We start from the raw sequence: 13,299 nt of genomic DNA, 5'->3' as shown, positions 1-13,299 counted from the left end.
CTTACAAGTAAGATATCGAGGTACTGCAAAAAGTTTTGAAAAAGAAATCAGTCTTTATCACACTAGTCAAATGTCCCGCATAGGATGAATTGAAGATTGATTGAGGAGGGTATGTTCGAATGTCTGAATACAGAGAGATTATTACAAAAGCTGTTGTAGGAAAAGGACGTAAGTTTTCGCAGTCTACTTATACAATTTCACCACCACACCACCCATCCAACATTTTAGGATGCTGGATCATTAACCATCAGTATGAAGCGGAGAAAAAAGGGAATACGGTAGAAGTAAGTGGCAGATTCGATGTCAATACATGGTATTCTTTTGGTAACAATACAAAAACAGAGGTTGTTACAGAAACACTTTCATACAAAGATTCCATCAAACTCAAGTATAGAGATGAGAATTTCTTAGGTGATGACTGTGATGTGATTGTTGAAGTGTTGCAACAGCCAAATTGCTTAGAATGCACAATTTCACCTAATGGGAACAAAATTCTTGTTGAGGTAGAAAGAGAGCTTCTTGCAGAAGTGATTGGTGAAACAAAGGTATGCGTCCACGTAAATCCAGATGGTTGCTATGACGACATAAAAGATTGGGATGTAGATGACGAAGAATTTGAAGATTTAAATCCTGACTTCTTAGTAGGGGATTTAGAAGAATAATTGAAACTAGGAGGCACGACTTCCTAGTTTTTTTTCATTTAATGGAAGACAAGTCTGCCCCATCCCATTTTTAAATTATGTTATAATATGAACAGAACTATAGTTGTTGGGGGATTAATAAATGGCAGAATATACGCCGATGATAAAGCAATACTTAGCGATAAAGGCAGATTATCAAGATGCCTTTTTATTTTTTCGACTTGGTGATTTTTATGAAATGTTTTTTGAAGATGCAATAAATGCATCCCAGATTTTAGAAATAACCTTAACGGCTAGAGATGGTGGAATGGATGAAAAAATCCCCATGTGTGGGGTTCCTTATCACTCAGCTGCTGGATATATTGAACAATTAGTGAATCAAGGATATAAAGTGGCAATTTGTGAGCAAACGGAAGATCCAAGGCAAGCAAAAGGTGTCGTTAAACGAGAGGTTATTCAATTAATTACACCTGGAACTGTGATGGAAGGAAAGAATCTTTTAGATAAAGAGAATAATTTTTTAGCTTCTGTAACCAATTTTTCAGATGGTTTTGGATTTGCATTAACCGACTTATCAACTGGTGAAAATAGGGTATCGTTATTGTCTTCAGATTTTGAAGATGTGATCGGAGAAATTTATGCAAATGGTGTAAAAGAGGTGGTTGTTCCATCTGATTTTGAGGAATTGTATAAAAAAGCGATGATGGAACGTTGTCAGGTTACAATTTCACATGAAGATAATTATGCGGTAGCAGAACATTTGCAACAACTAACCAATCGTCTTGATGATGAAAAGTTAGTCCTTACATTTGGAAGATTATTAAATTATCTAATGAAAACACAAAAACGATCACTGGATCATTTACAGCAGGTTCAGGTCTACTATACAAATCAATTTATGAAAATTGACCTTTATTCTAAGCGTAACTTAGAATTAACAGAAACAATTCGAAGTAAAGGGAAGAAAGGTTCTTTATTGTGGCTTCTAGATCAAACAGTTACTGCGATGGGGGGACGTCTGTTAAAGCAATGGATTGACCGACCACTATTAAATAAAAACGAGATTGAAGCTCGTCTAAAAATGGTCCAAACCTTTATTGATCAATATTTTGAGAGGTTAGAATTAAGAGATTTATTAAAGGAAGTCTATGATTTAGAACGTCTTGCTGGGCGAGTAGCCTATGGGAATGTCAACGCAAGGGACCTGTTACAGTTGAAAAAATCGCTCGAACAAGTACCAGGTATTTATAATCTTGTGACCAAGCTACAGCATCCATATGCAGACAATCTAGGAAATCAAATGGATCTTTGTGAGTCACTCACTGACCTTTTACAGCGGTCTATTAAGGAATCTCCTCCAATGACGATTAAAGAAGGAGATATTATTAAGGATGGTTTCAACGCCACTCTTGACCAATATCGTGATGCTAGTCGGAATGGAAAAACATGGATCGCAGCCTTAGAAAAACAGGAACGCGAAAAGACTGGAATCAAGTCTTTAAAAATTGGATATAACCGTGTATTTGGCTATTATATTGAAGTTACGAAGGCAAACTTGCAGCTTTTGCCGGAAGGTATGTACGAAAGAAAACAAACATTAACAAATGCAGAACGTTTTATTACCCCTGAGCTTAAAGAAAAAGAAACATTAATTCTTGAAGCGGAGGAAAAGATTGTCCAGTTGGAATATGATATTTTCCTCAATATTCGTGAACAAGTGAAAGAATATATTCCAAGACTTCAGTCTTTAGCTAAGGTCATTAGTGAACTGGATGTTCTACAATGCTTCGCAACGATTAGCGAGGAGCGCCACTATTGTATGCCTCATTTTTCAGAGGACAAGCTCATCATTAAAGATGGACGTCATCCTGTTGTTGAAAAAGTAATGCAAGCTCAGGAATATGTTCCTAATGATTGTGTAATGGAACAGGGGCGTTCATTACTACTGATCACAGGTCCAAATATGTCAGGTAAGAGTACGTACATGAGACAAATTGCCCTTACTTCGATTTTGGCTCAAATAGGCTGTTTTGTTCCGGCAAGTGAAGCGACCCTGCCGATCTATGATCAAGTGTTTACAAGAATAGGAGCAGCGGATGATTTGATCTCTGGTCAAAGTACATTCATGGTGGAAATGCTTGAGGCCAAAAATGCGATTGTGAATGCAACATCTAGGAGCTTATTATTGTTTGATGAAATTGGTCGCGGGACATCCACTTATGATGGGATGGCATTAGCTCAGGCAATTATTGAGTATATTCATGAAAATATCGGAGCTCATACTCTATTTTCCACACATTATCATGAGTTGACAGATTTGGAAACAGCACTTAAAAATTTAGTAAATGTTCATGTAAGTGCAATTGAGGAAAATGATAATGTTGTTTTCCTTCATAAGATTAAAGAAGGAGCTGCAGATAAAAGTTATGGGATTCATGTCGCTAAGCTTGCGGAGCTTCCAGATAACTTGATTGAACGTGCAAATGAAATTTTAAACCAGCTTGAACAAGGTGAAAAGCAAATCGCAGCAACAAAGGAAGATTCAAGTGATCTTTCTGATAATCTGCAGCTTTCGTTTTTTGAGGAATCAAAGGCTAGCTATCAAAAAGAAGAAAAGTCACTATCTTCAAAAGAAAAGGATATTTTGAAATCCATTAAAGAGATGGACATTATAGGTCTTACGCCATTAGAAGCCATCAATCGTTTATATGAAATTCAAAAACAATTAAAAGCATAAAAGTAAGTTAAAACAATGAGGTGATGGCATGGGGAAAATCATCCAATTAGATGACCTTCTTTCAAATAAAATAGCAGCAGGGGAGGTAGTCGAACGCCCAGCCTCTGTTGTGAAGGAATTAGTCGAGAATGCTATTGACGCAAATAGCACAATAATCGAAATTGAAATAGAAGAAGCAGGACTTTCCAAAATTCGAATTATTGATAATGGAGACGGGATGGACAGTGAGGATTGCGTAAATGCATTTCATCGCCATGCCACAAGTAAAATAAAGGACGAAAATGATTTATTTCGAATCCGTACGCTGGGCTTTAGAGGAGAGGCGCTCCCGAGTATCGCCTCCGTTTCTGAGCTGGAAATGAAGACGAGCACCGGGGACAATTCTGGTACTCATATTTTAATTAAAGGCGGACAGCTTGCATGGAAAAAGGCAACGAATAGCCGCAAGGGAACGGATCTTACAGTTTCAAATCTCTTTTTTAACACTCCAGCACGCTTAAAGTATGTGAAAACAATTCATACCGAGTTGGGGAATATTACCGATGCTGTAAATCGAATCGCGCTTGCCCATCCGGAAATTTCATTTCGTTTACTTCATAATGGGAAACGACTTTTATATACAAGTGGTAATGGGGATGTGAGGCAGGTACTCGCAGCAATCTATGGTTTAAGTATTGCAAAGCAAATGGTGCCTATCCATCTAGAATCCTTAGACTTTACAGTCGAAGGTTTTGTATCTATGCCAGAGGTAACAAGAGCTTCGAGAAACTATATCTCAACTATTATTAATGGTAGATATATAAGAAACTATGCGCTTGTAAAAGCCATTCAACAAGGCTATCATACTCTTTTACCAATAGGAAGATTTCCAATTGTTTTACTTGATATTAAGATGGACCCATTATTAGTGGATGTCAACGTTCATCCAGCAAAACTAGAAGTACGGATTAGTAAAGAATCTGAACTTAATCAATTAATTGACGAAGGAATCAAAGAAGTTTTTAAACATAAGCAATTAATCCCAGATGCAGCATATCCTAAGAAGAAAGAAGTTCAGAAATCTGAGCAACAAGAATTTGTGTTTCAACATTCTATAAAAACGGAACCTCAGGAGCAGTACCCATCTCTCCCTAGATTTACGGAGACGGTAGAAGAGGTTCCTAGGAAAGAAGAAACGATAGTCGAGACAGTAACACATGTAACCCAACCTTCATATGAGAATAAATCGGTTGAAATGGAAAACGTAGTGATTGCTGAAAATGAGGATGCGACCAATGTTGTAACGGAAAAAAGTGAAGAAACGGAAATCGAAAGTTCTGAAGTAACCGTAAATCTAGATGAACGTGTTCCGGTCATGTACCCAATTGGCCAAATGCATGGAACCTATATCCTAGCTCAAAATGAGAAAGGATTATATATCATTGACCAGCATGCTGCCCAAGAACGAATCAAATATGAATACTTCAGAGAAAAGGTTGGCGAAAATATTTCCGATTTACAGGAATTGCTTATCCCGATTACTCTTGAGTACTCGACTGATGAATGTATAAATATAAATGCACACATGCAGGACTTGGAAAAAGTCGGGATATTCCTAGAACCATTCGGACATAACAGTTACATTGTTCGGTCACACCCACAATGGTTTCCGAAAGGGGAAGAAAAAGAGGTTATTGAAGAAATAATTGAGCAAGTGTTAAATGATAAAAAAATAGAGATTAAGAAATTGAGAGAGGCAGCGGCGATTATGATGAGCTGTAAAGCATCGATTAAGGCAAATCATCACTTACGGAACGATGAAATATTTGCTTTACTCGAAACTCTTCGTAAAACAAGTGATCCATTTACATGCCCACACGGTCGACCAATCATCATACACCATTCGACCTATGAAATGGAGAAGATGTTCAAACGTGTTATGTAACGATAGGATGATAAGGGTTGAAAACTCGCTGAATTGGCGAGTTTTTACCATATAAGTCAAAAGTTGTATAAAGTTTAGTTAAGGTTAGAAAAAAATGTTATTTTCTTTGCTGATTTGGTTATAATAATTTAGTATTCGTCTAATTATCTATGTTACGATAATAGTATGAATTGAAGTAAAGGTAGTGATTGATTGGAAGAATCGAAAAAAGAGAAACTAGTCGTTCTAATTGGTCCAACCGCTGTTGGTAAGACAAAATTAAGTATAGAGCTTGCGAAGAAGCTAAATGCCGAAATCATTAGCGGAGATTCCATGCAAATTTACAAAGGAATGGATATCGGCACGGCGAAAATTTCAATTGATGAAATGGAGGGGATTCCACACCATCTCATTAATATAAAGGAACCCCATGAAAGTTTTTCGGTTGCCGAGTTTCAAGCCGAGGTAAGAAAATTAATTTCAGACATACATAGTCGTGGTAAATTACCGATGATAGTTGGCGGGACTGGGCTTTATATTCAATCTGTTATTTATGATTATCAGTTTACAGATGATGCATCAAATCCCGAGTACCGCAAAACGCTCGAACAACAAGCTAATGAAAATGGTGTGGATTCTCTTTATGAGGAACTAAAAGAGATTGACCCAGAAAGTGCCGAGCGAATTCATCCTAATAATGTCAGAAGAGTCATTCGTGCTTTGGAAATTTTTAAAACAACAGGAAAAACGATGACAGAATATATGGAAGAACAGAAGCAAGAGCTCATATATGACGTTGCCCTTGTTGGATTAACAATGGACCGAGACAAATTGTATGACCGAATTAACGATAGAGTTGACTTGATGATAGAATCAGGGCTGCTTGAAGAAGTCTCCACATTTCATTCTCAAGGTTTACGTGATTGCCAATCTATTCAGGCTATTGGTTATAAAGAACTTTATCGTTATTTAGATGGCACATTATCCTTAGAAGAGGCAATTAATGAGTTAAAGCAAAATACCCGGAGATATGCGAAACGTCAATTAACGTGGTTTCGAAATAAAATGAATGTAAAGTGGTTTGATATGACAGGGAAAAATGGGTTTGAAGAAAAATTTAATGAAATTTATAAATATATAGCAGGAAAGCTGGGAATTTAGGAGAATAGATTATAATATGATTATTCGTTTTGTCCAAATAAAAAGGGCAATGACAGCTCCAGCATATTGCGGGAAGATTTAGAGGAGGACAGTTCATGAAACAAGCTATTAATATTCAAGATCAGATTTTAAACCAACTGCGTAAGGATGGGACATTTGTAACTGTATTCTTATTAAATGGATACCAATTACGAGGATTAGTAAAAGGGTTTGATAATTTTACAGTTTTATTAGAAACAGAAGGAAAGCAACAGCTTATCTATAAGCATGCGATCTCCACTTTTGCCCCACAAAAAAATATTAAGCTTGAGCTTGAATAGCTAACGAAAAACAACCTTATTTTTAAAGTAGGGTTGTTTTTTTTCATCTTGTCTAATTTTTCTTCAAGATTTGAAAAGTGCCTCATATACATATAGTGTTATGGAATATTATTTTCTGGGAAAGCGCAATCTTTGACAAAAAACAAGGGTCTTTTGTCATAAAAGTGAAAAAAATGTTGAAATAAAAAGGGAAAAGGCTAACTTCCCATAGTCTAGCTCTAGCGCCTAGCCAGTTTTCACCGTGAATGGCCATCTGCTAGTATCTTGCGAAAAGCTTTGCTTTGAGCAGCTTGAAGTCACAATTCGTTCCGTATGAAGCATAAAGAACAATCTTCTAGCCGGACCGACTTGTGCTTGTGAGGGCTGGAAAGGTGCTTGCGCTCTGTTTTTTCCTTGGGCTTTTGTCACGAATTGAACCCAGCAGCGTATAATGTACTACAAAATGAGAGGTGAGAGCTCTTGGATCAACCAATTACAATGAAGAACAATGGACAAATAAATGTTGTTTTAAATGGAGAAAAAAAGAAATTAAAGGTCTTGCATTCAACTTCTAAAGAAGCAGTTTTAACAAAAATCCAAACGAAGCATGCGGCTCTTGTGGAAATAGAGGAAGAAATGAGCACTCTTGTTGGTATGGATGAAATGAAAAAAATGGTAAAAGAAATATATGCATGGATATACATTAACAAAAAACGTGAAGAACAGGGATTAAAGGTAGGTAAGCAAGCATTACACATGATGTTTAAAGGAAATCCTGGAACAGGTAAGACTACGGTTGCTCGCTTGCTAGGGAAGTTATTTCTACAAATGAATGTCCTCTCAAAGGGTCATTTGATTGAAGCGGAAAGAGCCGATTTAGTTGGAGAATACATTGGGCATACTGCACAAAAGACAAGAGATTTAGTAAAGAAAGCTATTGGTGGCATTTTATTTATTGACGAGGCTTATTCTCTAGCTAGAGGTGGGGAGAAGGATTTTGGAAAGGAAGCTATTGATACACTTGTAAAGCATATGGAAGATAAACAACATGAATTTGTTTTAATATTAGCTGGGTATTCAAAAGAAATGGACCACTTTCTCTCTTTAAATCCAGGATTGTATTCCCGTTTTCCATTAGTCATTGATTTTCCGGATTATTCGGTGGATCAGTTAATGGAAATCGCATCAAAAATGATGGTGGAGCGGGAATATATGTTCAGTCCTGAAGCAGAGAGGAAATTACGTGATCATTTAATAGCTGTAAAAATGGATTCTTTTCCTGGTAAATTCAGCAATGGCCGCTATGTACGGAACGTGATTGAAAAATCGATACGCTCACAAGCGATGAGATTACTAATCGATGACTCATACAGTAAACAGGAACTTCAAACAATCAGAACACAAGATTTAGTTTTCAAGGAATAAACTTACCGCCTAACTAACTAGGCGGATTTTTTCATTTCGAATTGGTGTAGTTTCAATAAATTTGATATGATAGCTTAAGGAAAAGGCGGATGCCACGGTTTTTTCAAAGGTAGTTTTCAGCAAAAAACTGACATTAAGCCCTTATAGAGGGCAATTGCCAGTAAAGACCTGATAAAGTGAATGAAGACTAAGAACGCCACGTCCAGTGGCAACGTCTTTGTGACCCACCTCGTGTGGACCTGAAAAAGTCAGTCGCAAATACGCCAAGGCGCATTTGATTGTAGAAAGTAGGTAAATTGAATGGCAAACGAACAAAAGAAAGAATTAGAAAAAGCCATACTAGTAGGGTGTCAGACTCAAACCGAAGACGAAGATAGGTTTCAATATTCCCTTGAAGAATTACAATCATTAACGAAAACAGCTAAGGGTCAAGTTTTAATGACTGTAACCCAGAAGCGGGAACGAGTTCATTCAGCAACATATATTGGTAAAGGAAAAGTGGAGGAACTTATTAATCTTGAAGCAGAATTAGAACCAGACGTCATTATTTTTAATGACGAATTATCACCAAGCCAGGTTAGGAATTTATCCTCCAAGCTCGAAGCTAGAGTAATTGACCGAACCCAGCTAATCCTTGATATCTTTGCCTCTAGAGCAAATTCCAAAGAGGGTAAGTTACAGGTAGAACTAGCTCAGCTTCAGTACCTCCTTCCTCGATTAACCGGTAAAGGGATTGAATTATCGAGACTTGGTGGAGGAATTGGGACAAGAGGGCCCGGTGAAACGAAACTAGAGACGGACAGACGCCATATTCATAAGCGGATTGATGATATTAAAAATCAATTATCGGTCATCGTGCAGCACCGTGAACGATATCGTGAACGGAGAAAGAAAAACAATACATATCAAATCGCATTGGTAGGTTATACAAATGCGGGAAAATCAACATTATTTAATCGACTAACTGAGGCAGATTCATTTGAGGAAAATTTATTGTTTGCAACATTAGATCCAATGACTCGAAAAATGATTCTACCATGTGGGTTAACAACCCTTTTAACGGATACTGTTGGGTTTATTCAGGATTTGCCAACATCACTTATCGCAGCATTTCGCTCTACATTAGAGGAAGTGAAGGAAGCAGATTTAATTATCCATGTAGTTGATTCGTCAAATCCAGATTATTTTAATCATGAAAAAACAGTATTAAAACTTTTGGATGAATTAGGTGTAGAATCAATTCCAGTCTTAACACTGTATAATAAAAAAGATAAAGTCCATCCCGATTTTGTTCCGTCATCAACATCTAAATCTGCTTTGGTTAGTGCGTTTGATAAAAGTGATTTAGTGGCGATTAAGACAAAAGTGGAGGATTCCATGATTGAGAATATGGAAGAATACAAGGTGTCTCTACCTAGTTCGGAAGGTAGAATATTGGCATATTTAAAACAAGAAACGATTTTAAAAGAACTACGTTATAATGAGGATTCCGAAAAATACGATTGCACAGGTTTTATTTTTTCAAATCATTCTTTAATGGGACAACTTAGGGATTTTTATTCATAAAAAGGGGAACACAACATGTTTACAGAATTAGATTATGGTAAACTAATTTCAGAATTAGTAGATGAGACAGAACAACAAATTAAAGAAGTTCATAAAAAAATAGAAAAAAATATTGATTATAATCAGTATCGTGTACTTAAAAGCTTTCAAAACAATCGAGTGAGTGATTCACATTTTATTCCGTCAACAGGGTACGGATATGATGACATCGGCCGAGATACACTTGAGGCGGTGTACGCTGATCTTTTCGGCGGGGAGGCAGCCCTTGTTCGCCAACAAATTATATCAGGGACACATGCTATCTCAATCGCACTTTTTGGGGTTTTACGTCCAAATGATGAATTGCTTTATATTACAGGGAATCCATATGATACTTTGGAAGAAATTGTTGGTATTCGTGGTTCTGGAAATGGGTCATTAAAGGAATTTAATATCGGCTACAACACTGTCGACTTAACTGCAGAAGGAAGACCTGATTTTGCTGCGATTAAAAATGCCATACATGAAAATACAAAAATGATTGGGATCCAGCGTTCAAAAGGATATGCGACAAGACCATCTTTTACAATTGCAGAAATTAAAGAAATGGTTGAATTTGTGAAGGAAATCAAGCCGGATGTGGTCGTGTTTGTAGATAATTGCTATGGTGAATTTGTCGAGCGCGAAGAGCCTTGTCATGTCGGGGCTGATTTAATTGCCGGCTCACTTATTAAAAATCCGGGTGGAGGACTAGCAAAAACCGGTGGATATTTAGTAGGAAAAAAAGAATTCGTTGAAGCTTGCTCATACCGTATGACATCTCCTGGGATTGGAGCAGAAGCGGGAGCATCTCTTTATACTTTACAGGAAATGTATCAAGGATTGTTCCTAGCTCCACATATTGTAGGACAAGCATTAAAAGGGGCTGTCTTTACGTCTGCTATTTTAGAAAAAATTGGACTAAAGACCGAGCCGAGCTGGGATAGTGAACGTACTGATTTAATTCAATCTGTTCAATTTAATAACAAAGACATGATGGTGGCCTTTTGTCAGGCTATCCAGTTCGCTTCACCAATTAATTCCCATGTAACTCCATATCCAAGTTATATGCCGGGGTACGAGGACGATGTGATCATGGCAGCAGGTACATTTATTCAAGGTGCCAGCATAGAACTAACAGCTGACGGTCCAACTCGTCCACCATATGTTGCATATGTTCAGGGTGGCCTTACTTATTCGCATGTGAAAATTGCCATATGTTTAGCTTTAAATCGTTTACTAGTAAAACAACTAATATCCATAAAAACAGAGGAATGATCCAACGGGTTCTGTTTTAAAAGAGAAAATTAGTAGATAAATAAACAAATGTAAGCAAAAACGCTCAGAGTAGTCTGAGCGTTTTTTGGATGTGATTTTCTATAATTCATCGTGTTTACGATTGTATTCAAATAATTTTCCTCCAATAAAATTGTGTGGGTTTTTAATTGCTTTATATACAAACATAATCATACAAGATCGTCTTTAATAGGTTAACCTGCTATAGTCTAATTATTTTTTAAGTCCTCAGTCATATTTTAATAAGTTACTTCGGAAATGTTACTAGAAAATTTACGCAACATTTGAGATTTCACATCTTATAACCGATCAATTTGAACCTGTTAGAAAACCATCTCTGTTTTTAGAAAAGTTCATGTTAGGTTATCTAACATGAACTTGACAGATAATCTAACATCAATTAAAATCAAACTATTCATTGCAAAGGAGGAGCCCATATGAGTGACGAAATTCGACGTTCCATGCCACTCTTTCCGATTGGAATTGTCATGCAATTAACTGAATTATCTGCCCGGCAAATCCGGTATTATGAGGAAAATGGTCTGATTTCTCCTGCAAGAACTGAAACAAATCGAAGACTATATTCTTTTAAAGACGTTGATCGATTACTTGAAATCAAAAGCTTGATCGAACAAAAAGTCAACCTAGCTGGAATTAAACAAATATTCGCAGTTCAAAACCACGGATTAGAAGTCGAAGAAAAACCGGTCGAGCCTGTGAAACATGAAATATCTAATTCAGAGCTTAGAAAATTATTGAGGAATGAATTGCTTCAAGCAGGTAGGTTTAAAAAGCAATCCGGTCCTCATCATAGTGATATGTCGAGATTTTTTCATTAATTATGAACATGTAAAAAACTATACTTACAACAAGGTTTGGGGAGGAAAACTTAATGTCCAAATATACGAAAGATGATATTTTTCGTTTAGCAAATGAAGAGAATGTAAAATTTATTCGTTTACAATTTACAGACATTCTTGGAACTATTAAAAATGTTGAAATTCCTGTAAGTCAATTAGAAAAAGCATTAAGTAATAAAATGATGTTTGATGGTTCTTCAATCGAAGGCTTTGTGCGTATCGAAGAATCAGATATGTACCTTTACCCTGACCTAAATACATGGGTAGTATTCCCATGGACTGCTGAAAAGGGAAAGGTTGCACGTTTAATTTGTGACATTCATAATGCAGATGGTACCCCATTTGAAGGAGATCCTCGTAATAATTTAAAGAGAGTCTTGAGAGAAATGGAAGAGTTAGGATTTACAAATTTCAACCTTGGACCTGAACCTGAATTTTTCTTATTTAAATTAGATCAAAAAGGTGAACCCACCCTTGAGTTAAATGATAATGGTGGATACTTTGACTTAGCGCCGACAGACCTTGGAGAAAACTGCCGACGAGATATCGTGTTAGAACTTGAGGAAATGGGCTTTGAAATTGAGGCCTCTCATCATGAGGTAGCACCTGGTCAACATGAAATTGATTTTAAATATGAAGATGCACTTACAGCTTGTGATGAAATTCAAACGTTTAAACTTGTTGTAAAAACAATTGCCCGCAAACACGGTTTACATGCTACATTTATGCCAAAACCATTGTTTGGTGTAGCTGGTTCCGGAATGCACTGCAACCTTTCATTATTTAAAGGTGGAGAAAATGCATTTTTCGATCAAAACGCTGATCTTCAATTAAGTGATAATGCTAGACATTTCATTGCCGGTATTTTAAAACATGCGCCTAACTTTACAGCTGTTACAAACCCAACTGTAAACTCTTATAAACGTTTAGTGCCTGGATATGAAGCCCCTTGTTATGTGGCTTGGTCTGCTCAAAATAGAAGTCCGCTTGTTCGTATCCCTGCTTCACGTGGTTTAAGCACACGTGTTGAGGTTCGTTCAGTCGACCCAGCAGCAAATCCTTATATGGCAATGGCTGTATTACTGGCTGCAGGCTTAGATGGTATTAAGAACAAACTTACACCACCAGCACCTGTTGACAGAAATATTTATGTTATGAACAAAGAAGAGCGTAATGAAGCAGGAATTGTTGATTTACCATCTACTTTGGCAATTGCCTTAGAAAAATTAAAAGAGGATGAAGTGTTAATTAATGCCTTAGGTGAACATTTGTTCGAACACTTTATCGAAGCTAAAGAGATCGAATGGGATATGTTTAGAACGCAAGTACACCCTTGGGAACGTGAGCAGTATATGACGATGTATTAATAAGAATGAACCCTTGACATTATTGT

General features: G+C 36.8%; 10 protein-coding genes. All 10 read left to right on the top strand.

Annotated elements, in window-relative coordinates; translation table 11 throughout:
- Positions 1–119: 119 nt before the first annotated feature.
- Complete coding sequence (locus RGU12_RS02495) at positions 120–662, top strand: outer spore coat protein CotE (RefSeq protein WP_116350506.1); 543 nt, start codon at positions 120–122, stop codon at positions 660–662.
- 121 nt (positions 663–783) lie between these two features.
- The gene (mutS, locus tag RGU12_RS02490) at positions 784–3,378 is read left to right on the top strand and encodes a DNA mismatch repair protein MutS (protein ID WP_309534660.1); all 2,595 of its coding nucleotides are present in this window, start codon (positions 784–786) and stop codon (positions 3,376–3,378) included.
- A gap of 28 nt (positions 3,379–3,406) precedes the next feature.
- On the top strand, positions 3,407–5,302 hold the full coding sequence (mutL, locus tag RGU12_RS02485; RefSeq protein WP_309534659.1) for a DNA mismatch repair endonuclease MutL: 1,896 nt from the start codon (positions 3,407–3,409) through the stop codon (positions 5,300–5,302).
- A 192-nt stretch (positions 5,303–5,494) separates the two neighbouring features.
- Complete coding sequence (miaA, locus tag RGU12_RS02480) at positions 5,495–6,442, top strand: tRNA (adenosine(37)-N6)-dimethylallyltransferase MiaA (protein WP_309534658.1); 948 nt, start codon at positions 5,495–5,497, stop codon at positions 6,440–6,442.
- A gap of 95 nt (positions 6,443–6,537) precedes the next feature.
- Entirely contained in the window at positions 6,538–6,762 is a 225-nt protein-coding gene (gene hfq / locus RGU12_RS02475; protein WP_010282243.1) for an RNA chaperone Hfq, read from the top strand.
- A gap of 477 nt (positions 6,763–7,239) precedes the next feature.
- Entirely contained in the window at positions 7,240–8,166 is a 927-nt protein-coding gene (gene spoVK / locus RGU12_RS02470; RefSeq protein ID WP_116350855.1) for a stage V sporulation protein K, read from the top strand.
- 300 nt (positions 8,167–8,466) lie between these two features.
- Positions 8,467–9,732, top strand: a complete 1,266-nt coding sequence (gene hflX, locus RGU12_RS02465; RefSeq protein WP_309534657.1) for a GTPase HflX — start codon at positions 8,467–8,469, stop codon at positions 9,730–9,732.
- 15 nt (positions 9,733–9,747) lie between these two features.
- Entirely contained in the window at positions 9,748–11,028 is a 1,281-nt protein-coding gene (locus RGU12_RS02460) for a methionine gamma-lyase family protein (protein ID WP_309534656.1), read from the top strand.
- Positions 11,029–11,483: 455 nt separating this feature from the next.
- The gene (locus RGU12_RS02455) at positions 11,484–11,885 is read left to right on the top strand and encodes a MerR family transcriptional regulator (protein ID WP_309534655.1); all 402 of its coding nucleotides are present in this window, start codon (positions 11,484–11,486) and stop codon (positions 11,883–11,885) included.
- Positions 11,886–11,938: 53 nt separating this feature from the next.
- Positions 11,939–13,273, top strand: coding sequence for a type I glutamate--ammonia ligase (gene glnA, locus RGU12_RS02450; RefSeq protein WP_309534654.1), 1,335 nt, complete (start codon positions 11,939–11,941; stop codon positions 13,271–13,273).
- Positions 13,274–13,299: the final 26 nt, after the last annotated feature.

This window comes from Ferdinandcohnia sp. QZ13 (genome assembly GCF_031324165.1).
Taxonomy (GTDB): Bacteria; Bacillota; Bacilli; order Bacillales; family Bacillaceae_L; genus Ferdinandcohnia.
The sequence above is the reverse complement of the archived record's forward strand: the minus strand, read 5'-3'. Positions and strand labels throughout refer to the sequence as shown.

Bases quoted from the DNA above. Each gene is read 5' to 3' on its own strand.
- RGU12_RS02495 (WP_116350506.1), top strand. From the start codon at position 120: ATGTCTGAATACAGAGAGATTATTACAAAAGCTGTTGTAGGAAAAGGA.
- mutS (WP_309534660.1), top strand. From the start codon at position 784: ATGGCAGAATATACGCCGATGATAAAGCAATACTTAGCGATAAAGGCA.
- mutL (WP_309534659.1), top strand. From the start codon at position 3,407: ATGGGGAAAATCATCCAATTAGATGACCTTCTTTCAAATAAAATAGCA.
- hfq (WP_010282243.1), top strand. From the start codon at position 6,538: ATGAAACAAGCTATTAATATTCAAGATCAGATTTTAAACCAACTGCGT.
- spoVK (WP_116350855.1), top strand. From the start codon at position 7,240: ATGAAGAACAATGGACAAATAAATGTTGTTTTAAATGGAGAAAAAAAG.
- hflX (WP_309534657.1), top strand. From the start codon at position 8,467: ATGGCAAACGAACAAAAGAAAGAATTAGAAAAAGCCATACTAGTAGGG.
- RGU12_RS02460 (WP_309534656.1), top strand. From the start codon at position 9,748: ATGTTTACAGAATTAGATTATGGTAAACTAATTTCAGAATTAGTAGAT.
- RGU12_RS02455 (WP_309534655.1), top strand. From the start codon at position 11,484: ATGAGTGACGAAATTCGACGTTCCATGCCACTCTTTCCGATTGGAATT.
- glnA (WP_309534654.1), top strand. From the start codon at position 11,939: ATGTCCAAATATACGAAAGATGATATTTTTCGTTTAGCAAATGAAGAG.